This window comes from Thalassotalea sp. G2M2-11 (assembly GCF_017168195.1).
GTDB lineage: Bacteria > Pseudomonadota > Gammaproteobacteria > Enterobacterales > Alteromonadaceae > Thalassotalea_E.
Genome location: NZ_JADNYL010000004.1, coordinates 190,956 through 214,965, shown reverse-complemented (window position 1 = coordinate 214,965; position 24,010 = coordinate 190,956). Strand labels below are relative to the sequence as shown.

At 40.1% G+C, this 24,010-nt stretch carries 18 protein-coding genes and 1 riboswitch; of the genes, 11 read left to right on the top strand and 7 right to left on the bottom strand.

The window, feature by feature from the left end:
* Window positions 1-11 precede the first annotated feature (11 nt).
* Entirely contained in the window at window positions 12-1,493 is a 1,482-nt protein-coding gene (gene ilvC / locus IV514_RS14880; protein WP_206486077.1) for a ketol-acid reductoisomerase, read from the bottom strand.
* A 178-nt stretch (window positions 1,494-1,671) separates the two neighbouring features.
* On the opposite strand from ilvC, the gene ilvY reads away from it, so the two are divergent.
* A complete protein-coding gene (gene ilvY / locus IV514_RS14875; protein ID WP_206486076.1) occupies window positions 1,672-2,547 on the top strand; it encodes an HTH-type transcriptional activator IlvY in 876 nt (291 codons plus the stop codon).
* On the opposite strand, the gene IV514_RS14870 is transcribed toward ilvY, so the two are convergent.
* Window positions 2,544-4,067 carry a YifB family Mg chelatase-like AAA ATPase gene (locus IV514_RS14870; RefSeq protein ID WP_206486075.1) on the bottom strand — a complete coding sequence of 508 codons (1,524 nt, stop codon included), beginning with the start codon at window positions 4,065-4,067 and terminating at the stop codon, window positions 2,544-2,546. The genes ilvY and IV514_RS14870 overlap by 4 nt on opposite strands.
* Before the next feature lie 471 nt (window positions 4,068-4,538).
* Between IV514_RS14870 and ilvG the strand changes: the two genes are divergently transcribed.
* The 9 genes from ilvG (at window position 4,539) to IV514_RS14825 (ending at window position 16,309) form a co-directional block, all read left to right on the top strand.
* On the top strand, window positions 4,539-6,203 hold the full coding sequence (gene ilvG, locus IV514_RS14865) for an acetolactate synthase 2 catalytic subunit (RefSeq protein WP_206486074.1): 1,665 nt from the start codon (window positions 4,539-4,541) through the stop codon (window positions 6,201-6,203).
* A gap of 1 nt (window position 6,204) precedes the next feature.
* Window positions 6,205-6,456, top strand: coding sequence for an acetolactate synthase 2 small subunit (gene ilvM / locus IV514_RS14860; RefSeq protein WP_206486073.1), 252 nt, complete (start codon window positions 6,205-6,207; stop codon window positions 6,454-6,456).
* Window positions 6,457-6,556: 100 nt separating this feature from the next.
* Window positions 6,557-7,483, top strand: coding sequence for a branched-chain amino acid transaminase (locus IV514_RS14855; protein WP_206486072.1), 927 nt, complete (start codon window positions 6,557-6,559; stop codon window positions 7,481-7,483).
* Between the two features lie 111 nt (window positions 7,484-7,594).
* Window positions 7,595-9,457 (top strand): dihydroxy-acid dehydratase, encoded by a 1,863-nt coding sequence (ilvD, locus tag IV514_RS14850; RefSeq protein ID WP_206486071.1) that lies wholly within the window; start codon window positions 7,595-7,597, stop codon window positions 9,455-9,457.
* Window positions 9,450-11,018, top strand: a complete 1,569-nt coding sequence (ilvA, locus tag IV514_RS14845) for a threonine ammonia-lyase, biosynthetic (RefSeq protein ID WP_241242394.1) — start codon at window positions 9,450-9,452, stop codon at window positions 11,016-11,018. Before ilvD ends, ilvA begins: the two co-directional genes overlap by 8 nt.
* A 234-nt stretch (window positions 11,019-11,252) precedes the next feature.
* On the top strand, window positions 11,253-12,410 hold the full coding sequence (locus IV514_RS14840; RefSeq protein WP_206486070.1) for a hypothetical protein: 1,158 nt from the start codon (window positions 11,253-11,255) through the stop codon (window positions 12,408-12,410).
* Window positions 12,407-12,847: a hypothetical protein gene (locus IV514_RS14835; protein WP_206486069.1), complete on the top strand. Its 441-nt coding sequence runs from the start codon at window positions 12,407-12,409 to the stop codon at window positions 12,845-12,847. Before IV514_RS14840 ends, IV514_RS14835 begins: the two co-directional genes overlap by 4 nt.
* Window positions 12,840-14,429, top strand: coding sequence for a sensor domain-containing diguanylate cyclase (locus IV514_RS14830; RefSeq protein ID WP_206486068.1), 1,590 nt, complete (start codon window positions 12,840-12,842; stop codon window positions 14,427-14,429). The genes IV514_RS14835 and IV514_RS14830 overlap by 8 nt, the downstream gene beginning before the upstream one ends.
* Entirely contained in the window at window positions 14,426-16,309 is a 1,884-nt protein-coding gene (locus IV514_RS14825; RefSeq protein ID WP_206486067.1) for a bifunctional diguanylate cyclase/phosphodiesterase, read from the top strand. Before IV514_RS14830 ends, IV514_RS14825 begins: the two co-directional genes overlap by 4 nt.
* Window positions 16,310-16,413: 104 nt before the next feature.
* On the opposite strand, the gene IV514_RS14820 is transcribed toward IV514_RS14825, so the two are convergent.
* Window positions 16,414-16,863 carry a hypothetical protein gene (locus IV514_RS14820; protein ID WP_206486066.1) on the bottom strand — a complete coding sequence of 150 codons (450 nt, stop codon included), beginning with the start codon at window positions 16,861-16,863 and terminating at the stop codon, window positions 16,414-16,416.
* Between the two features lie 172 nt (window positions 16,864-17,035).
* Window positions 17,036-17,281 (bottom strand): accessory factor UbiK family protein, encoded by a 246-nt coding sequence (locus IV514_RS14815; protein ID WP_206486065.1) that lies wholly within the window; start codon window positions 17,279-17,281, stop codon window positions 17,036-17,038.
* 111 nt (window positions 17,282-17,392) lie between these two features.
* On the opposite strand from IV514_RS14815, the gene rep reads away from it, so the two are divergent.
* Window positions 17,393-19,411: a DNA helicase Rep gene (gene rep, locus IV514_RS14810; protein WP_206486064.1), complete on the top strand. Its 2,019-nt coding sequence runs from the start codon at window positions 17,393-17,395 to the stop codon at window positions 19,409-19,411.
* A gap of 85 nt (window positions 19,412-19,496) precedes the next feature.
* Here the strand turns inward: rep and IV514_RS14805 are convergent, their stop codons facing one another.
* The 3 genes from IV514_RS14805 to IV514_RS14795 all read right to left on the bottom strand — a co-directional run bounded on the left by IV514_RS14805 (window position 19,497) and on the right by IV514_RS14795 (window position 23,912).
* Entirely contained in the window at window positions 19,497-20,000 is a 504-nt protein-coding gene (locus IV514_RS14805) for a hypothetical protein (protein WP_206486063.1), read from the bottom strand.
* A gap of 10 nt (window positions 20,001-20,010) precedes the next feature.
* Window positions 20,011-21,873: a hypothetical protein gene (locus tag IV514_RS14800; RefSeq protein ID WP_206486062.1), complete on the bottom strand. Its 1,863-nt coding sequence runs from the start codon at window positions 21,871-21,873 to the stop codon at window positions 20,011-20,013.
* Between the two features lie 123 nt (window positions 21,874-21,996).
* Window positions 21,997-22,079, top strand: a riboswitch (cyclic di-GMP riboswitch).
* A gap of 84 nt (window positions 22,080-22,163) precedes the next feature.
* On the bottom strand, window positions 22,164-23,912 hold the full coding sequence (locus IV514_RS14795; protein ID WP_206486061.1) for a DUF885 domain-containing protein: 1,749 nt from the start codon (window positions 23,910-23,912) through the stop codon (window positions 22,164-22,166).
* Between the last annotated feature and the right edge of the window lie 98 nt (window positions 23,913-24,010).

The following is a 24,010-nucleotide window of genomic DNA, read 5'->3' as shown; positions in this document are numbered from 1 at the left end:
CATAAGTGTATTTACGCTGACTCTACAATGCGTTTCATATCTGTCATATAACCGCGTAATTCTTTGCCGATAATTTCTACGCCATGACTGCGAATAGCTTCGTTAACATCAATTAACTTAACGTTATCTACGCCGTTATCGCTTTGCGCTAAGCCTTCACCTAAATCTTCTAAACTTAGCTGGCTGACAAACTCTTCTAACATAGGTTGTGCAGCATGAGTAAACAAATAGTTACCGTATTCTGCTGTGTCTGAAATAACCACGTTCATTTCATATAACTTGTTACGGGCAATACAGTTAGCAATTAACGGCGTTTCGTGCAATGACTCATAATAAGCAGATTCTTCGATAATACCGGCAGCAACCATAGACTCAAAAGCAAGTTCAACGCCCGCTTTAACCATAGCAACAATAAAGATACCTTTATCGTAATACTCTTGTTCAGCAATGGCTTTCTCACAATCTGGTGCTAACTCAAACGATGTTTCTGCCGTTTGCGCTCGCCATTTTAGCAAATTAGCATCGTCATTTGCCCAATCTTCCATCATAGTGGCAGAAAAATGACCTTCAATAATATCGTCCATATGCTTTTCAAATAACGGACGTAAAATACCTTTTAACTGCTCAGACATATCAAACGCTTTAATTTTTGCTGGGTTTGATAAACGGTCCATCATATTAGTGATGCCACCATGTTTTAGTCCTTCAGTGACGGTTTCGATACCGTATTGTAATAATTTACGGGCATAGCCTGCATCAACACCAAGAGCTAATAATTGTTTATGACCTAAAACCGCAGCTGTTTGCAACATGCCACATAAAATGGTTTGTTCACCCATTAAGTCTGATTTCACTTCCGCAATAAATGACGATTCAAGTACGCCAGCGCGATCCCCGCCAGTTGCTGAAGCATAAGCTTTTGCAATGGCTAAACCATTACCTTGAGGATCATTTTCTGGGTGAACCGCAATTAAAGTTGGTACACCAAAACCACGTTTATATTCTTCACGTACTTCAGTACCTGGGCACTTAGGAGCCACCATCACTACAGTAATATCTGGGCGAATTTGCATGCCTTCTTCAACAATATTGAAACCATGAGAATATGATAAAGTTGCGCCTTGTTTCATTAACGGCATTACCGCATTAACCGCTGAGGTATGTTGTTTGTCTGGCGTTAAGTTAAGTACCAAATCCGCTTGTGGGATCAACTCGTCATAAGTACCCACGGTAAAACCGTGTTCAGTCGCCCACTGCCACGATTGTCTTTTCTCTTTAATGGCAGCTTCACGTAAGGCATAAGAAATGTTTAAGCCAGAGTCACGCATGTTTAAACCTTGGTTTAAACCTTGAGCACCACAGCCAACAATGACAATATTCCAGTCTTTAATAAACTCACAACCATCACTGAATTCTTCACGCTTCATAAAGCGACACTTGCCTAACTGGGCTAACTTTTCACGTAAACTTAACGTATTAAAATAATTGCTCATCTCTTTTCCTTAAATCCCCACAGTTATCATGACTGTAAGTAAATTATCTGATTGTGGTCAGCTTTTCTGACTTGCATCTATGGTAGCGCAAGTTTAACATTGCTTAAAATGATATATTTGCACCGTATCATTGCAAAATTTGCAACAACGATTAAACACAAGCGAAATCGAGATAATATTGGAACAAAAATCACTGAAAATGTTTTGCCACCTTGCGCAAACACTACATTTTGGCAAAACCGCTGAAGCTCATCATGTAAGTGCCTCGACTTTAAGTCGTGCCATTCAACGCATAGAAACAGAGCTCGGCTGTGAATTGCTATTACGTGATAATCGTTCGGTAGTGTTAACCGAAGCTGGTCAGCAGTTTTTACAGTTTGCTCAACAACAACTAGCGCAGTGGCAGTCCCTGCAATTAGCATTAAATGATCAACAAACCCAGTTACAAGGTAAGCTGCACATTTTTTGCTCGGTAACCGCTGCATATAGCCACTTACCATCGTTATTAGACAGTTTTCGCCAACAGCACCCTTTAGTTGAGATTATGCTCACCACAGGTGATGCCGCTGATGCCTTTGAACAAGTTCAGCAACAAGCGGTTGATCTTGCTATTGCGGTAAAGCCCGAAACACTGTCACGGATGTTTCATTTTCAAGCCCTTGCTCAAATTCCGTTAGCTGTCATTGCACCAACCATGGCTTGTCAGGTACAACAAGCGGTGAACCAATCGGTGATCCCTTGGGCTAATATACCGATGATCTTGCCTGAGCATGGGGTTGCCAGAAAACGCTTTGACTACTGGTATCGCCGCAAGCAACAAGGTAAACCCAATATTTACGCCACCGTTGCTGGTCATGAAGCCCTTGTCAGTATGGTAGCCTTAGGTTGTGGTGTCGGCATTGCGCCAAAAGTCGTTGTCGAAAATAGCCCCGTTAAAGACAGAGTACAGTATCTTGAAGGGGTCGGAGATATTGCACCATTTGAACTTGGTATCTGTTGTTTAAATCAAAGCCGTGAACAAAGCTTGATCCAAGCGTTTTTGCGGGCCATTTAAACTGTCACGGCATCCGTTAAGTGGCGTAATATTCGATCCATTGCGCGATAAGATAACGCTTCAATCAAATGAGCATGTAAAATATTTTGCTCACCTTCCATATCAGCAAGGGTACGCGCTATTTTAAGTATTTTGTGATGGGCTCTGGTCGACAAACCTAACTTTTCTACGGCTAACTCGAGAAACTCAGTATCATCCTTGCAGAGTTTGCAATACGTTAACAGTTCCGTACTGGTTAATTGTGCATTTGCTTTTCCTTGACGAGACAATTGCACAGCACGGCACTGTTGAACCCGCTGGCGAATCTGCTCACTGGATTCACTATCGGCTAAATGTTTACTCCACATGCCTCTTGGCAAACGAGCAACTTCAATTTGAATATCAATACGATCCAAAAAGGGCCCTGACAGTCTATTCAAATAGCGTAACACTTGTTCAGGACTACTGCGGTTATCATTATAAAAACCGGTCGGACTTGGGTTCATCGCGGCAACCAGTTGAAATTGAGCTGGATAAGTTTGTTTTTGTAATGCTCGCGATATAGTAACCTCGCCAGATTCCATGGGTTCACGCAATACATCAAGCACTTTACGTTCAAACTCAGGTAATTCATCTAAAAATAATACGCCATGATGCGCTAATGATATTTCTCCCGGCTTGGGTTGACTACCTCCTCCCACTAATGCCGCAGATGATGCGGTGTGATGAGGCGCTCGAAATGGGCGTGTTAGCCACGATTTTTGCTCAATCACCCCATGGCTGATCGACTGTAACGCGGCAACTTCCAACGCTTCTGCTTGAGTCATTTGAGGCAAAATACCAGGCAAACGACTGGCAAGCATGGTTTTTCCTGTGCCAGGAGGACCGATAAATAACAAATTATGACCACCTGAAGCCGCCAGCTCTAACGCCCTTTTTGCCAGTGGTTGACCAATCACATCATTCATGTCTTGTTGATAATCGAGTTGATATGCAGTGCTGGGCTTAGCTGCCACTAAAGGCAAGCTTTGCTGTTGCAATAAATGCCCGTAAAGTTCACTTAAATGCTTAAGCTCATATATTTTGGCATCTTTTACCCAGCTTGCCTGTTCGGCATTTTGCGCTGGAATAATTAAAGCACGCCCTGCTTTATTACAGGCTATCGCCATCGGGATTTCGCCAATCACAGGTCGTAATTCACCTGATAATGCTAGCTCTCCCGCAAATTCATATTGTGACAATCCTTGACTAACAATTTGCTCTGATGCGGCAAGAATGCCAACGGCAATCGGCAGGTCAAATCGCCCACCTTCTTTTGGTAAATCAGCCGGAGCAAGATTAATGGTGATGCGTTTAGCAGGAAATTCATAGCCGCAATTGAGAATGGCACTACGCACTCTGTCTTTTGATTCTCGTACTGATGTTTCGGGCAAACCGACGATATTAAAAGCCGGTAAACCATTAGCTAAGTGTACTTCAACACTGACAAGTGGCGCATCTAACCCTAAACGGGCACGAGAATAAACACAGGCAAGAGACATATAACATCCATTTAAAACTTAAGTCCATCATATAAAAAGCGTAGTCGTAATTACCCAGATTTGCGAGCCACGTACGGATATTTCTAAACCGCTTATAACCAAAAAAATTTCATGTAATAAAAAAACGCTAATAAAAAAGCTTGCACTGTGAATTAGAGCTATGATACTAATTTAATAAGGCTGGCAAATGCCAAAAATATTTAATAAATTTTCAAAGTAACTGAATAACTAACATGAAAAAATTTAGCGTTGTAATTATTAACATTCTCGTCGTGGTGATTATTAAATCATCGCGAGGGCGTTTGTTAAGCTAAATTTTACGAAAGAAAAACAAACAAACCCCTCGCTCCGAAAGGACCGGGGGGTTTTTCGTTTATCGGCATTAATTAACCTAAACGTAAAGGTTAGCAACACGAAAGGAGCACACTATTTAAAATTGAGCAATTTGAAATTTTGAATAGTTAATTAAAAATGACAAATGACAAGCAGCACACAGGTGGTTCATTATTATTTGATGTAATGCAGCAACATGGAGTAACCGATATTTTTGGTTACCCCGGTGGCGCCATTATGCCAATTTACGATGCATTATATGACAGTGACGTAAACCACTTTCTTTGCCGACACGAACAAGGAGCGGCATTTTCAGCCGTAGGGTATGCTAGAGCATCTGGAAAAGTTGGTGTGTGTTTGGCAACGTCTGGACCTGGCGCAACGAATTTAATCACGGGTCTTGCCGATGCCCTCGCCGATTCAATTCCTGTTGTTGCTATTACCGGTCAAGTACCTACTGTTGCTATGGGATCAGATGCTTTCCAAGAGATCGATATTTTTGGCTTATCACTTGCGTGTACCAAACATTCGTTTCAAGTAACCAATATTAATGAATTAGAAAAAGTATTGCATCAAGCATTTGCTATCGCATTAGAAGGGCGCCAGGGCCCTGTATTGGTCGACATCCCTAAAGACGTTCAACTGGCGCATGTTGAAAGTACCCACCCTAAAGTCACCCGATTGAAAAATAAAGTCAACTTGCCGCCAGCCAATGTTGGCTCTGCAATTGCTATGCTCAGCAAGGCAAAAAAACCGGTGATCTATGTTGGTGGTGGTGTTGGCATGGCGAATGCGGTCGATGAATTACGTGCCTTTATTGAAACAACCAATATGCCGAGTGTTTCGACATTAAAGGGCTTAGGTGCAATCGACCCAGATCATGAGCACTATCTCGGGATGTTAGGGATGCACGGAACTAAAGCGGCAAATTTAGCTGTTCAACAATGTGATTTATTGATTGCTGTTGGTGCTAGATTTGATGATCGCGTTACCGGAAAATTAGCAAAATTTGCCCCACATGCCAAAGTGATCCATTTTGATATCGATACCGCAGAAATAGACAAACGACGCAAAGCAGATGCTGCTATTTTAGGTGATCTAAAAGTCAATTTGCCTGCTCTGGCGATACCATTAGCCATTAAGGAATGGCAACAACATTGCCAGCAAATGAAAAACGATTTTGCATGGCGCTATGATCACCCAGGTGATGCTATTTTTGCCCCGGCGGTACTCAAAGAAATCAGTGAAAAAATGCCAAAAAATACTTGTGTCACCACCGACGTTGGCCAACATCAAATGTGGTCGGCACAGCACATGGCATTTAACGATCCAAGCAACTTTTTATCCAGTGGTGGCATGGGTACCATGGGTTTTGGCTTACCTGCAGCCATTGGCGCACAAGTGAGTCGTCCACATGATTGTATTATCGCCGTCTCTGGTGACGGTTCTTTGATGATGAATGTACAAGAGTTATCCACCATTAAACGTTTTCAACTACCCGTTAAAATTGTGCTTATTGATAATGCGAAACTGGGCATGGTACGCCAATGGCAAGATTTATTTTTTAATGGTCGCTTAAGTGAAACCGATTTATCAGACAACCCTGACTTTTTAATGTTAGCACAAGCTTTTGATATTAAAGCAAAACAAGTACATCACAAAGACCAGGTATCGGCAGCAATTGATGAGATGTTTAACCATGATGGTGCCTACTTATTACACGTAAAAATCGATGCCAAAGAGAATGTATGGCCGCTTGTCCCACCTGAAACTGCCAACGATAAAATGATGGAGAACAGCTAAGATGAATCATTACCAACTGATAATCCATGTTGACGACAAGCAAGTGGTACTTGAGCGTATTTTACAAGTGACGCGCTATCGTGGTTTTTTAATTAATGGCATCGAAGCCAAGGTCAATACCGGTACCCATATTGGCACTATCAAATTACAAATTAGTAGTGATCGTCCCATTGAACTTTTAATTGATCAAATTAATAAACTGATCGACATCAAAGATGTCTCGGTAGACAATAACGCGGTCGCGCCAACGTAGCGCAAAATAGTTATACTAATATACGACAAGCACAAATATTTAATTAACTTATTGGCGAATTTTTCGTGAGTAAGTCAAACAGAATTAGGAAGAAATAAACATGGCTAAAGTAAGTGCAGAACTCATTTGGTTTAACGGTGAACTCATGCCGTGGCAAAATGCCACAGTGCACGTAATGAGTCACGCATTACATTACGGTTCATCAGTTTTTGAAGGTATTCGTGCCTACAAAACTCACAAGGGCACCTGTATTTTTCGTTTAGAAGAACACATCAAACGCTTATTCGACTCAGCAAAAGTGTATCGCATGAATATTCCATACACTCCGGAAGAAGTGATGCAAGCATGTAAAGATGCCGTTGCAAAAAATAATTTAGATGCTGCTTATTTGCGTCCACTGGCATTTTTAGGGGATGTCGGCATGGGCTTACGTCCGCCTGCCGATGCAAAAGCAGATTTAATGATCGCGGCTTTTAGCTGGGAAGCATACTTAGGCGCGGAAGCAATTGAAAATGGTGTTGACGTGGGAGTATCAAGCTGGAATCGCTTAGCACCAAACACTATGCCAACGGCTGCAAAAGCGGGTGGTAACTACTTGTCTTCGCAATTAATTTCAATGGAAGCAAGCCGCCATGGTTACACCGAAGGTATTGCCTTAGATGTTAATAATATGGTCAGTGAAGGTGCGGGACAAAACTTGTTCTTAGTACGTAATAACGTGATCTACACTCCGTTTAGCACAGCATCAATTTTACCAGGTCTAACTCGTGATACCGTAATGCAATTAGCGAAAGAACTGGGGTATGAAGTGCGTGAAGAACCAATTTCTCGTGAATCCTTATACCTTGCTGATGAATTTTTCATGACAGGAACGGCAACAGAAGTGGTACCGGTTAAAACCGTTGATGGTATGCCTGTCGGTACAGGTTCTCGAGGCCCTGTCACCAAAGCATTGCAACAAGCGTTTTTTGGCATGTTTGATGGCAGTACAGATATTGATGATTCATGGTTAGCGCCAGTTAAATAACGTTATCTATCCATTAGGAGCCATACTTTGGCTCCTAAGTATTAATATGAAAACCGATTAGCTGAAATAGGTTTTCACATTAACACTTGAAATGCTCACATGGACACTATTATGCCTAAATTAAGATCTGCAACCTCTACTCAAGGCCGCAATATGGCGGGGGCACGTGCGTTATGGCGTGCAACCGGAATGACCGACAATGATTTTGGTAAACCAATTATTGCCGTAGTTAACTCATTTACCCAGTTTGTGCCGGGTCATGTGCACTTAAAAGATATGGGCCAGCTAGTAGCAGGTGCGATTGAAGAAGCAGGTGGTGTTGCAAAAGAATTCAATACCATTGCCGTTGATGATGGTATTGCCATGGGACATAGCGGCATGCTCTATAGCCTTCCATCGCGTGACTTAATTGCCGATTCGGTTGAATATATGGTCAATGCCCATTGCGCAGATGCCATGGTGTGTATATCAAACTGCGATAAAATCACGCCAGGAATGATGATGGCTGCCATGCGCCTGAATATTCCCGTAATTTTTGTCTCTGGCGGCCCGATGGAAGCAGGTAAAACCAAGCTCTCAGATCAAATAATCAAACTGGATTTAGTCGATGCCATGATCCAAGGCGCTGATCCAACGGTCTCAGATGAGCAAAGTGAGCAAGTGGAACGTTCAGCTTGTCCTACTTGTGGTTCATGCTCAGGTATGTTTACCGCAAATTCAATGAACTGTTTAGCCGAAGCATTAGGTTTAGCCTTGCCGGGTAACGGTTCAATGCTAGCAACTCATGCAGATCGTGAGCAGCTTTTCTTAAGAGCAGGTCGTGAAATTTTAGCCTTAACGCAGCGCTACTATCGTGATAATGACGAAAGCGCCTTACCCAGAAATATCGCTAACAAAGCGGCATTTGAAAATGCGATGTGTTTAGATATTGCCATGGGCGGGTCAACTAATACCGTGTTGCACTTATTAGCGGCGGCACAAGAAGCAGATGTTGACTTTGTTATGGAAGATATTGATCGTTTATCACGTTTAGTACCACAACTATGTAAAGTAGCACCTTCTACGCAAAAATATCATATGGAAGATGTTCACCGTGCGGGTGGTGTCGTATCTATCTTAGGCGAGCTTGCAAGAGCAAACTTACTCAATACCAAGGTTGTTAACGTGTTAGGCACCACGCTGGAAGAGTTATTACAACAATACGATATTACCTTAACCCAAGATCAGGCGGTGAAAGATTTTTATCGCGCAGGTCCTGCAGGTATTCGCACCACAAAAGCATTTAGCCAAGATTGCCGTTGGGACAGCTTAGATGACGATCGTGAAAATGGTTGTATTCGTAAACTTGAGCATGCCTACTCCAAAGAAGGCGGCTTAGCTGTTCTCTCTGGCAATATCGCCCTCGACGGTTGTATCGTAAAAACCGCCGGGGTAGCGGATGAAAACTTAACTTTTACTGGCCCTGCACATATTTTTGAAAGTCAGGATGCTGCGGTTGAAGGTATTTTAAATGGCTCAGTGGTTGCCGGTGAAGTGGTTGTGATTCGCTACGAAGGGCCCAAAGGTGGCCCAGGTATGCAAGAAATGTTATATCCAACCACCTATTTAAAATCAATGGGCTTAGGCACAAAATGTGCCTTAATCACCGACGGTCGATTCTCGGGCGGCACTTCAGGTTTATCGATTGGCCACGTATCTCCAGAAGCAGCAGGTGGTGGTGCGATAGGGTTAGTTGAGCAAGGTGATATTATTCATATCGATATTCCCAATCGCATCATTGAGTTACAAGTGTCTGCGGCTGAAATGGCGCAGCGTGAAGCTGATATGATCGCCAAAGGCAAAGACGCATGGCAACCTGTGGATCGCGTACGCCCTATCAGTTACGCACTAAAAAATTATGCCATGTTAGCCACTAGTGCAGATAAAGGGGCAGTGAGAAATAGAGCATTACTTGATGGTGATGCCAATGACTGAAGCTGAGCAACAAGCCCTACAACTTGCTCAGGCAAGTCAAAAACAAGCACTCGACTATCTTAGGCGTATTTTACTGGCACCCGTGTATGACGTGGCGGTTGAAAGTGATGTCACCTTATTAGGTAAACTATCCGCTCGCTTAGGTAATCAAATTTATTTAAAGCGTGAAGATCAACAACCAGTACACTCGTTTAAGTTACGAGGTGCTTATAACAAATTATCTAACCTCACTGAGGCACAATGTATTCATGGGGTCATTGCGGCATCGGCAGGTAATCACGCTCAAGGTTTAGCGCTTGCTGCTAATAAGCTCGGCATTAAAGCCACTATCGTGATGCCGATCACCACCCCTGAAATAAAAGTAGATAATGTCAGACGTTTTGGCGCAGAGGTACGCTTAGTAGGAAAAAGTTTCAACGAAGCACAAGCAGCTTCGCTCCAGTTTGCCCAACAAGAAAATAAAACCATTATCCCTCCTTTTGACGATGTCGATGTTATTGCTGGCCAAGGCACAGTCGCAAAAGAGTTATTACAACAACAGCCGAAAACCGATGTAGTTTTTGTCCCTGTTGGCGGTGGTGGTTTATTAGCCGGTATGGCGGTGTATTTAAAACAGTTACAACCAAACATTAAAGTCATTGGTGTGGAAGCTGAGGATTCTGCCTGCCTAAAAGCGGCAATGGCTGCAGGCCAGCCGACAGATCTTGACCAAGTAGGATTGTTTGCAGATGGCGTTGCAGTAAAACGTATTGGTCATCACACTTTTGAGTTGATCAAACAATATTGTGATGATGTCATCACAGTCAATACCGACGAGATTTGTGCCGCCATTAAAGATATTTTTGAACATACTCGTGTTATTGCTGAACCGGCGGGGGCATTATCATTAGCAGGTTTACAAAAATACTGTCAAACAAGTAAAGGGGATGAATCGTTAGTCGCAATTTTATCCGGCGCCAACATGAACTTTCACACGTTGCGCTATATTTCTGAACGATGTGAACTGGGTGAACAAAAAGAAGCGGTACTCGCAGTCACCATTCCTGAGCAAAAAGGAAGTTTCAGGAAGTTTTGCCACAGCTTACAAGGGCGAGTGATCACCGAATTTAATTATCGTCACGCGGTAAATTCCCCCAAAAGCAATGATGCTCATGTTTTTGTTGGGGTAAGAGTGACAGATTCTGAAGATAGGCAAACATTGATCCATTCATTAGAGCAACAGCATTATCAAGTAAACGATTTGACCGATAATGAACTTGCTAAGTTACATGTGCGTTATATGATCGGCGGGCAAAACCCGGCAGCAACACAAGAGCGCATCTTCCGTTTTCAATTTCCTGAATATCCCGGAGCATTAGAGAAATTTCTCGATACCTTAGGCGAACGCTGGGATATTAGCTTATTCCATTATCGCAATCACGGTGCCGCATTTGGGCAAGTATTAGCAGGTTTTGGCGTGGATAATGATGACACCATTGATTTTTTCAATCACTTAAAAGATTTAGCTTACCAATGGCAGGAAGAAACCGATAATCAAGCGTATCAAGCATTTTTAGCTTAATCGAGAAACCACTTTGCAAATTAAGTGGTTTTTTTATCTTCCAAGACATAATCATTACGTTAATTACAATACATATACAATCAGTATTTTTCCTTGATCTGCTTGATAATTAGTACGTTACCTTCTAACTTTAAATTACTAGCCTACCTAAAAAATTAAATGAAATTTATGTTGTTAAAAGTACTTCTACTCGTCTCGTCTTTAACTTCATTCAGTTGCTTCGCTAATAGCAATATGCAATTTAGTGCCTTTGGTACCCTTGCATTGACAACAACTGATTCTGATACCTATGGTTATCGTAAGGATGTTAGCTATGATAAGGGGGTTTTTTCTGGTGATCTGGATTTATTGTCACATTCGCTTATAGGTGGGCAAGTCAACGTCGGGCTCTCCAATGAATTTGATTTTGTTGGCCAAGCAGTCATAAAAGATATGGCCAAAAAATCACTTGATAACTACCTAACCATGGCTTTTTTACGCTACGCTCCAAAGCCAGAATGGGCAATTAGAGTTGGCAGAACTGCCATCGATATTTTTCTGATCACTGAATATCGCGATATTGGGATTGCCAATCCATGGGCAACAGTACCAAATGAGGTCTACAGTATCATACCGTTTCGTTTTGTTGATGGTGCAGATATCAATTATCAGCTTCGTTTAAATGAAGGTACATTAACGAGCAAAATTTTTACCGGAAAATCTGACTCTTACCTATCAACAAGTAATATCACCGAGAAAATTCAAGTAGATAATATTTTAGGGGCTTCTGTTAGTTATGATAAAAGCGATTGGATCATCCAAGCACGCTATTCCGCAGCCCAGCTTGCCAATGAAACCCAAAGCACATTAGCACTAATAGGTGCTATCAACACTGTGCCAGTTACTATCTGGCCTAATGCTTCAAGCTTTTCGCAGACTTTACGCGTATTGAATACAAACATTAAATATTTATCTTTAAGCTATCAACAATATTTTAATCGCTGGTTACTCACGACGGAATTTTCACAAGTTAAAGCCAATGACTCTCCAGTTATCCCAACCATAAACAGTGGTTATCTCGGTCTTTCCTATCAATTCGATCAATATACTATTTATGGGGTTTCAGCATTTTCACAATCAGATAATTATCAGTTTAATGAAACAAATGTCATAGAAGCAGCCATTCCTGAATTAATTAATGCTGTTGAAGGTAACATGAACTTTTATGCCACTAATCAGAACACTATTTCTTTGGGGTTACGTTGGGACATCAGTGCTAACATGGCACTGTCTTTACAGTGGAGCCATAGTAATATTAAACAACAAGGTGGCACCTTATGGATTGATAATAGTGATAATTCTCCAAAAGACCATGTTAATACTCTATTACTAAGTATGAGTTTCTCATTATGACTCGTTGTTACTATCGCTCAATCCTGCTCTGCCTTGCTTTTGCGTTATGGCAACACGCTGTTTCAGCAAAAGAAGCTATTGTTGTAGTGGTTAATAGTGCAAACCCAATTGAACAAATGACACGCTCTGAAGTCATTGATTTATTTATGGGAAAGTATGTTGCTTTTCCGGATGGTGAAAAAGCTGTCCCTGTTGATTTAGATGGCGAACAGCCTATTAAGCAACAATTTTATCATCAATTGGTAGGGCGTTCTCTGGCAAGTATAAATGCCTATTGGTCAAGACTGCGTTTTACTGGTCGAGTGAAGCCGTCAATACAAAAAAATACTGAACAACAAGTGGTGCAATACATTACTAACAATAACGATGCGATTGGTTATATCCCAATATCCAAACTAACTAAGCAATTAAAAGTGGTATATCAATTAAATGAATAAAAGTGCTCTAGTGTTTCGACTTGCGATTGTCGTTATTTTTGCAGCTTCAGCTGTTGGGTTTCTCTCAACACTGATTTTTTATCGTATCACTTACCTCAATGAGTTAGCACTTAGCAAAACTAAACTGACACAATTACACTCAACTATATCGCCTACGGCTTCGATCGCAACTTATCTTGAAGAGCAAGAGATGGTTACGGAGGTTGTCAATGGTTTACTCACTAACGATATAGTAAAAGGCGTCGACTTAGTCTCCCCTTCACTTAAGATAACATCCCCCTTATATGAGAAAACGAAAGATACCTTAGAATTTAAAATATTTTCCCCTTTTGAACCAGATCGTGTAGTTGGCACACTATCGATAACCCCTAATTTAGTTGAGATCACCAAACGGGCCAATAAAATCAGCTTTGATAATGTTTTTATTATTGGTATTCAAACGGCCATCGTCACGTTAATTATTATCATTGTTGCTTATGTGGTAGTAACTCGTCCAATTATCCAGATTGCAGATAGGTTGCACCACATCACACCAGGGACAAAAAAACGAGTAAGGATCCCTGTCAATCATAAACACAGTGAACTAGGTTCCTTAGTCGTAGATATTAACCTGTTACTCGATAAAACGGCGGAACAAATCAAGCAAGAGCGCAACTTAAGGGATGAAGTTGAACGGCTAAGTCGGCATTTTCGCACTCTATTTGAACAATCAACTTCCCCTATTATTTTAACTGAGCCTAAAGGCAATATTTTGTTATATAACGAGGCTTTCTTACATTTATTAAAAAAACTCGATATACCATTTAAAAGAAGCTATGGACCTTACCTGAGAGAGTTATTTATCGACCAAGCGCTTGTTGATGACTGTGTTGAGATGGCTTTTGCCAATGATGAAATTGCCAGCGGTGAATTTCAGCTGATCAACAACAACCAAGAGATAATTTGGGTACAATGCATCATTACAGCTTCAATTACCGATGCCTATAATGAGCATCATCAAATCACCTTACATGATATTTCCAAACGTAAACAACAATTAGAACAATTAGATAAAACAGCAAACACCGACAAATTAACGCAACTACTCAATCGTCGTGGCGGTGAACAAAAAATTAATGCATTGATCCAGTCTAAAACCCCTTTTGCCTTATTACTCTTAGATTTAAATAAATTTAAACCGATCAATGATATTCATGGTCATGAAACAGGTGATGCAATTTTAATACACGTAGCTAGCCAATTGACCAAAGGGATGCGTCGCAGAGATATCCTTTCTCGCTGGGGCGGCGATGAATTTATCATCGTGCTACCGAATATACCGGCAACTGAACTAAAAGATATCGCCGATAAAATCATCGCTCTTATCGAAGCACCATTATTTATCCCTCAGCTCGACAGCAGTTTAAGTGTCACTGCCTCTATAGGAGCCACATTATTTCCTGATGATCAAACATCGCTAAAAGCTTTGCTGGAATGTGCTGATCAAGCAATGTACTGGTCAAAAGAAAAACAACGAACCAATCCCCAAAAATGTTTCAGTCTTTATCATGATTGGCTGGCAATGCGAAGAGAACAGTCATGATAGTCAATAATCATCTTTCGTATTATGAAAACCTCTTATTGGTCAAACACATTAAACTTTCCTTGATATTAGTGTTAATTGGCCTGAGTACGATTCTTATCAGCCAAGTTCTGTTTTCTGATTTTGATGAAATAGAAATTGGTTTAATGATTTGTATAGGGTGGGTATCATTTTTATACTATTGGTCATGTATCGATACAGCAAGCATAGTCACTAATTTAATGCTCTGGAGCCTAACTATCTTAGTAAGCTATCTCGCATGGCACAACATAGGGCTCTTTGATACGGCATTAACGGCATTACCTGCAATCATACTATTAGCACTAATGCTAAACGCTCCTCTGCTTTCTCTACCCTTAATATTATTTATTATTGTCATCATTTTTTTTCTACTTTATTCACACAATAACAATTATATCACCCTAAATATAACCGAAAACCATAATTACTTTGTTCGGGCAACAGACATCACCATTATCTACTTATTCACTTCCGTTATTTTTTACCGTTATATTCAAGATATAAAACGCACAATGACCAAATTACAGAGCAATAATCACCAACTTAAACAACAGCTCAAACGTACTGAAAAACTAAATAATTATGATAGCCTGACTTTATTACCGAATGAGCGTATATGTGCCCAACACATAGTAAAACAACTTGATACATTAGCTATTGAAAATAAATTACTGGCATTTATTACACTCGATCTTCATAACTTACGCACTATTAACAATTCTTTAGGCTATGATAATGGTGATCAATTATTAATCGCATTAGCCAAACGACTCACTTCAATCATTCATGAGGACGAGTCTCTTTACCGCTTTCAAGGGGTAGAGTTTATTCTCTTGAAAGTATCGAAAAGCCACGAGCAACAACAACGCTTCATTGAACAAATAATTCAGGTACTCAACCAGCCATTTATCATTAATGATTATGAAGTTGAATTAATAGTCTCTCTTGGTGTGGCAATTGCCCCATTTGATGGTAAAGATTTAGCGAGCTTAAGGCAGAAATCGCATCTAGCGTTACAACAATCAAGTAATAAAAATACCAGCAGCTTCCAGTTTTACGATCAACAAATGAGCGCGATAGCTGAACATAAATATGCACTTATACAATCACTAAAGTCGGCTATAAGTCAAAATAAGCTAGCACTTCATTATCAAGCCAAAGTAGATTTAAGCACTCAACATATTATAGGAGCTGAAGCCTTACTTAGGTGGCACCATGACGAGCGCGGCTTTATTTCCCCTGAAGTATTTATACCGTTAGCAGAAGAGTCAGGCATCATTGTTCAAATGACCAAATGGCTAATTAATCAAGCATGCCAAGACTGCGCGCAATGGCATAACCAAGGATTACACCATTTAACGGTAGCAATTAACCTGTCACCCATTGACTTTCGCCGTGGCAACTTACCAAATATTGTAATACAGGCGCTCCAAAAGCATGGCCTTTCACCTCATTATGTCGAATTAGAAATCACGGAATCAATTATCATTGACGATATTTCACATATCCAAAACCAAATCCATCAATTACACAGTAAAGGGATCACCTTTGCGATAGACGATTTTGGTACAGGCTATTCAAACTTAGGTTACTTAAATAAATTTAACGTCGGCACGCTAAAAATAGATCGCTCATTTGTCAGCAAGATAGTCGACTCTGAGCATGATTATCATATCGTCAAAGCCATCATTAAGATGAGTCAAAGCTTAGGTATTACAAATGTAGCTGAGGGTATAGAAGATCAAAAAACAATGGAGTTACTACAAACGCAAAACTGCCAAATAGGACAAGGTTACTATTGGTCTAAACCATTACCTAACCAGGAGTTTATTTCATTTGCCTCATCTTGGAAAAGCTAACATTGTTAAGTAACGTTTAATGAGTATAAACTTTATATCTGATTTTTATCTAAAAATCATAACAAAGGATTATTAGTGATGGACTAATAACCCTGTAGCCTTGATTACTTCATCAAGATTTCTCTCATACGATACTGACCAGTAAGTGTTCTGACCTCAGGATATTTAGCTGATACCTTTTGAGAATTTTTCTTGTTATCTTCACCCCATTTTTTCATAAAGGCTTCATAACGTTTTTTATTCGGCTCTAAATCGGCTGCATTAGCAAATTTCACTAAAAGGATCATATTAAAGTCGCCACTTTGTGGTAAATCACTACCGTAAATGCCCCAATCTTTAATATACCCTAACTGTTTTTGTAATTTTACCGCTTTGATCCAAGTTTGACTTAACCCTGCAAGATAAACATCTTCCATATTGGGATCTATTTTGACTGTGGTTAGCATGATAATTTCATTACTTAAATCATAATCTTGATAAACTTCTAACCGATCTTTACCTACCGCTGAAAAACAAAGTAAAAAACTTAATGCTACTGATATTGCACGTTTCATATGCTTGCTCCTGTGGATTTATATTATCCCTATACCACGCTTTTTCAGCACTAGAGGCCCCAAGTATAGGACAAATATCCAAGAACACAGCAAAGTAAATACAAATAATTCGATTTTACACTTTCACCTTTAATGAAAGAATAATTTTGCAGTTAAATATCAACCAGTAAAACTATGTTAATTTAGCTTCAAGTTCAGCAATTTTTGCTTCTAATTGCTCGATTTTCTCCCGCGTTTTCAACAAGACTTGCGTTTGTACATCAAACTCTTCACGAGAAACCACATCTAGTTGTGATAATTTACGTTGCAATACCGTTTTGGTTTTATCTTCGAAATCTGTGGCTAAATTTTTTAAACTTGGCGGTATCGACTCGGTCACTTGCTTAGCGATATCTTCAATTTTTTTCGCGTTGATCATATGTTTTACTCATTAATCGATGAATCCTGACATTGTAATGCATTAAATTATTTTGCCAAAGGATAAAACAAGGTAAAATCACCGCCCTCGTCAACCAAGTATTACAATGGCATGAAACTTAACCCCGGACAAAATGAAGCAGTAAAATATGTGAGCGGACCTTGCTTAGTGTTAGCAGGCGCAGGCAGCGGTAAAACAGGGGTTATCTGTCAGAAAATTGCCTACTTAATCCAAAAATGTGAATACAAAGCACGCAATATTGCTGCGGTTACCTTTACCAATAAAGCGGCGCGAGAAATGAAAGAGCGAGTCAGTAACATGCTTGGTCGCGATGTAACCCGCGGTTTAACGGTTTCTACCTTTCATTCGTTAGGCTTAGATATAGTACGCCGTGAAATTAAAACCCTAGGCTATAAGCCAGGGTTTACTCTGTTTGACGATCAAGACACCTTAGCATTATTGAAAGAATTAACCGCCGATGAACTCGATGGTGATAAAGACTTACTCAGCAAATTACAAAACATGATTTCTAATTGGAAGAATGATTTAATGTTGCCCGATGCGGCAATAAAATCTTCGCCCGATGCAGATTCCGCAATGTATGCTGAATTTTACCAGCGCTATCAACATCATATGAAGGCATACAATGCGCTTGATTTTGACGATCTTATCTTAATTCCCACCTTGCTATTAAAGAATTATGCGGAAGTCAGAGAACGCTGGCGCAATAAAATTCGCTATATGCTCGTAGATGAATATCAAGATACCAATACCAGCCAATATGAGTTAGTTAAATTGATCACCGGTGAGCGTGGACGCTTAACTGTTGTTGGCGACGACGACCAATCCATCTATTCATGGCGTGGCGCTAAACCACAAAACTTAGTATTACTTGGACAAGATTTTCCGTCATTAAAACTGATCAAACTTGAACAAAACTACCGCTCGAGTGGCCGGATATTAAAGTGCGCCAATATTTTGATCGCTAACAATCCGCATGTATACGATAAAGCCTTGTTTAGTGAGCTCGATTACGGTGTGGAATTACGCGTTGTACAAGCAAAAAATGAGGAGCATGAAGTCGAAAAAGTGGTTGGTGAGTTAATTGGCCATCGCTTCTTAAATCGAAGTCACTATAAGGATTACGCCATTTTATACCGCGGTAATCACCAATCGCGCTTGTTGGAAAAAGCGTTAATGACAAACCGCATTCCCTACAAAATTAGCGGTGGCACTTCATTCTTTTCTCGTGCTGAAATCAAAGATGTCATGGCTTATTTAAGGGTATTAGTTAATCCTGACGATGATAATGCCTTTTTACGTATCGTCAATGTTCCCCGCCGAGAACTCGGCCCGGTGACGCTCGAAAAGCTCGGCACTTATGCCAATATGCGACAAATAAGCATGTTTGCTGCCAGCTTTGAATTAGGCTTAGAACAACACCTTACCGGCAAAGGGCTTGCCAAAATGCAGGCATTTACTCGTTGGTTGGTTGAAACAGCTGACAATGCTGAACGTGGCGACACCGCTGCGGTATTGCGTTCAATGATCCGTGAAATCAATTATGAAGATTGGCTTTATGATACTTCACCTAGTGCAAAAGCCGCCGAAATGCGCATGAAAAATATCACTGAGCTCTTTAGTTGGGTCACCCAGATGCTTGAAGGCACGGATGATGAAGAACCAATGACCTTAGCACAAATCGTTACTCGTTTAACGTTACGCGACATGATGGAACGTAATGAAGAAGAGGAGTTTGCCGATCAAGTGCAATTGATGACGCTACACGCCTCTAAAGGGCTGGAATTTCCCTACGTCTTTCTGATTGGTATGGAAGAGGGCTTACTGCCACATCAAACCAGTATTGATGAAGATAATGTAGAAGAAGAGCGCCGCCTTGCTTACGTTGGCGTGACCCGTGCTCAGCGGGAGTTAATCTTTACCTATGCTAGAGAACGCCGTCAATATGGTGAAGTAGCCCGTACAGAGGTGAGTCGTTTTCTCTATGAGTTACCGCAAGATGATTTAAACTGGGAAATTACACAAACCAAGAAAAGTCAGGAGCATAAACAAGCTTCAGCACGCAAAGGTGTTGAAAACTTGCGTGATATATTGAACAAGAAAAAGTAACCTATGAGCAGGTGATAGCAACTCACTATCAACTAAGAATTTTGCAGTAAAAAGCACTACTGCCTAATTTTAGCATCTGAATAAATCAAGATGTTTTATCAGCTTTTGGCAAGATATCACTTTCAAACTCGACTAACATTGCTTCAACCAGTGAAATAAAGCCCTTGAGGTTATTGGCAGACCAGGCTCGCTTTATTTCCCCTTGTTGCCTATTTATGTAGGTAGTCAGCTGGTTGTAATGGCCTTTATCAAAGTTTTCACAACACTTTTGGGTAATTTTATGTAATTGCCCTTTACCCCGAATACTTTCCCTAAAAATTAATGAATAGTTATTAAGCAAGGGTTGTAACAGCTGAAGATGTTTCTCATCTTTGGCAAGTGATTTAATTTTTTTATAGCGGCTTTGAGCAAATTCTTCATGTTTTTTTGCCATCATGGCAAACGCATCAGTTAAGTGTTTACTTTCTTTTTTCGCCTCAGCCGCCTCTTTCTTCACTATCATCAGCTGACGATATAAACTCTCAGCACGGAAATAAAAATAAATGCTGACAGCAACAAAAATTCCGATAACAACAACACTAAATATCATATAAATAGGCCTACGTTTTATAACCGCTATATTCAGCTCTCGTTGATTCACTCAATCGAGAAAGGAAAAAATAAGGATCAATGTCTTGTACATTAGGAGATTGACAATCGTAACTAACTTTCAATGAAAACTCACCTAAATTAGCAAAAAACTGTACTTTTAAAGCTTGAGTTAGTTGTTCAAATGTTGCTTTAAGCTTTTCAGGAGATTGATAAGGGGCAAGAAATAAATATTCCCCCTGATTTATTAAGCCAACTTGGTCAAACTCCCCTTTATGTTCATTGATCAGTGTGGCAATTGTTCGATTAACCTCATCAATCACTTTGTTATTAAATTGAAAGGTTAATTCTTGCCAATTATCAATTGAAAAGTAGCCCACCGACAACTGATATTCGAATTTTCTCGCCATCTTAAAATAATGCTGATAAAAACTTTTTGTTTGCGTTGGGGTGGCAAGAATATCGGTAGGTTTTTCAATTTCATCATATTGCTGGTTCAAACGCACGGCTCTTAGCTTCAGCGCTAGAATGACTAATGAAGACAGTACTAATATTAACGCAATCACTAAATTCAAAATCAAATTACTTTGTTGGTTATACTTCTCTTGAAATTGATTTTTTAACTCAGCTTCTGCTGCCAACCTTAATGCAAGCTCACTATTTTTCTGGTTAGCTAGTTGGTTCACATCACCATCATCATTACTATGCTGATGAGGATGGTTATACTTCTGGAACATAGTTATGTACTGTGCCTGTGCAGCAAAAGCGGCCTGATAGTCGCCTTGCTGCTGATACATACTCGCTAACATTTGATAAAAAACAATTTGTTCTTCGGTGAGTTCTGTGTGTTTTACCACCTCAGCAGCCTGTTGAATATATTGCAAGCTTTCGCTTTGTTTAGCAATCAGCTGCGTCACCTTGGCTAGATTAATTAAAGTGGTTAAATATGGCTGCGATAAATTTTGACCTTGAAATAATTGCTTAGCCGCTAATAAGTCATCAAGAGCCTGTTGATATTTCCGTTGTTTGATGAGTACCTGAGCTAAACCTAATTTAGCATACGCCACCCTTATTGGAGCCTGCTTTTGTTTCGCAAAGCGTTTAGCTGCATCAAATGCATAAAAAGCATCATCAAGTTGTCCTAGTTTCAAATAACAGCGTGCGATATCATAAAAAGTAAGATCGATATTGTTGTTCTTTTTTAAATCAAATCTTATTTTTTTGACTTTATTAAAAAGCTGCAACGCCGTTTGGTATGCACCGGAATAGTAATGGGCATTAGCGATCACTGTCAGTAAATTGATATGGTCATTGAACTCTTGATATTCATCTAATAACTGTTGAATCTGTTGCAGATCCACCCATGCCAATTGATGCTCAGCAATAACGGCATTGGCCATCGCCCGATAACCCATGGCTGTGATTAATAAAATAGGCTCATCAATTTGCTCTGCTAATTTCACCGCTCTATCTGCCATGCGTTTCGTTTGCTGGTACTTCCCTTTAAAATACTTGCCCTTGGCGATTTTAAGCAGCAGTGATAATTTCAACGACTTATCCAGATTAAATAGCTCTTCACCGTCAAGAGCAAACTGCAGTGCCTTGTCTAAATCACCCTTATTAGCTGCACTATCAGATAACAAACTAAACATTTTCGCTAAAGTATTGTTACTGACTAACTGACGGTTTTTAATAATAACCCGTGATAAATCAACAATGACTGAGCTTGATAATGATTCAGGATCAACTAGAAATAATCGCTCTATTTGAGCAATACTAAGAGCAAGCGACTTATCCGGTTGCTCTTGCGCAGTAGCCAACCCACTAAAACACAGCAAAAATAAGCCATAGCACCCGATTAATAAACATCTCATAAGATAAAGATTTCTTTTATAGTCAATAGATTATTACTTTTTCTACGTACAAATCCGATATTTATTTATGTTAAAGGTTTACAAGCCATGTGCATAGCATATAATGCCACTTGAGCTACTAAAGCTCGATAAGGGCAAATCTAGTGAAAGCTAGAGACGCAAAGTCACCGGTCTAAGGGGAAACCTAAGATAGCGGAACTACCGAATTTAGATATAGTGGGGGCTTGTCTATTTTAAGCAGTCGCTAACTTATTTCTCCTCGTGCTTTGCGTGCCTCCCTTGTCCCTTTATTATCGATGTTGTTCAATATAACGATTGATCACTTGTTCCAACATAGATAATGGCATCGAGCCATTTTTCAAAATTTCATCATGAAACGATCGTAAATCAAACTTTGCACCTAACGCTTGCTCAGCCTGCTTTCTCAACCGCTTGATCGTTAATTCACCCAGCTTATAAGACAAAGCTTGTCCTGGCCAAGAAATATAACGATCGATCTCAGTTTTTACATTATGTAAAGACAATGCGGTATTGTCAGCTAAATATGCCATGGCACGTTCACGGCTCCACCCTTTACTGTGCATGCCTGTATCAACCACTAATCGGCAAGCTCGCCACATTTCATAAGTAAGTCGGCCAAAATCACTGTATGGGTCTTGGTAAAAGTCCGCTTCGATTCCTAAATATTCAGCGTACAAGCCCCAGCCTTCGCCAAATGCTGAAATATAGGTATTATTGCGAAATGCTGGTACATTTTGCATTTCACGTGCTAATGAACCTTGCAAATGATGACCCGGCACAGCTTCATGTAAAGTTAACGCCTCCAAAACGTATAGAGGGCGTCGATCAAGACGATAAGTATTAACCCAATAATAACCAGGTTGATCATCATTTGAAGGGCCAGCATATCGACCTGTGGTATATTTAGGCGCAATATTAGCAGGAACAGGCGCTACACCATAAGGTGTTCTCGGTAAGGTTTTAAACAAGCTAGGCAATTTAGCATCCATTTTTTTAGCGATAAATGATGCTTCTTTTAACAATTGCTCAGGTGTCTTTGCGTAAAATTGACTGTCCGTACGCAGAAACTCAACAAAGTCGGTAAAATCTCCTTGAAAGCCAACTTGCTCGATAATACTTTCCATTTCCGCTCGAATTCTACTGACTTCATCGATACCAATTTGGTGAATTTCATCTGCAGACAGTGCTAAGGTTGTATAATGGGCAACGCGGTTTTGATAATAAGCCTGGCCATTTGGCAATGAAGCCGCAGCAATAGTATTACGGGCATTGGGTTGATAGCGCTCTACCATAAATTGATAATATTGCTGGTAACTTGGCAATACATAATCATTGATGGCTTGAATAGCTTTTGCCTGAAGCTGCGTTTTTATCTCAGCAGGAATATGGCTAGGCATGTTATTGAAAGGCTGGTAATACACGCTTTGTCTGACATCCTCTTTAACAAATGCCTGTATTGATTGTTCAAAACCTTGCAATACCACGGCAGGTTGTGTTCTACCTGAGGCGATGCCTTTTTCCATCCATGCCATTTGTTGGGCAAAATAACGTGGTAAATGCGATAGCCGCACTAAATAGTCTTGATAATTTTGCACACTAGTAAAGGGTAAATTTTTAATCCCCCAGCTAATACCAACATGAAAGCCAGACTCTGCCGTTAACGGCATATAATGTTCTTTATTAAGATAACTATCGAGTTGATTCTTCAGTTTATAATGCAGTACCGAATAATTAATTTGTTCACTTTGCACCAATTTACTTTGATCAATTTGATTGAGTTCATCGAATATTTTGCTTGTTGCTTGAAAATTATTTGCTAAGGTTTCGGCTGATAAATCGGGGAGTAAGCGATGGTTTTCAACATTTTTACTGTTATGAAAGGGGCTTGAGCCTTGATAAAACTGCTGATAGCGTTCTATCACCTGATGTAGCTTTTGTTTTTCGGTTAATACTTTTTTATCAGGCAATTGGCTACAGGCCATCAGTAGCATTGATAAAATTACCAGCAGAGTTTTCATAAATCATCTATCTCTTATATCAGTATGCGCCTACTGTAGCAAAAACGCTGATTAAGAATAAGCCAAATACCGTCATTTTGCGGTGAACATTCAAGTAT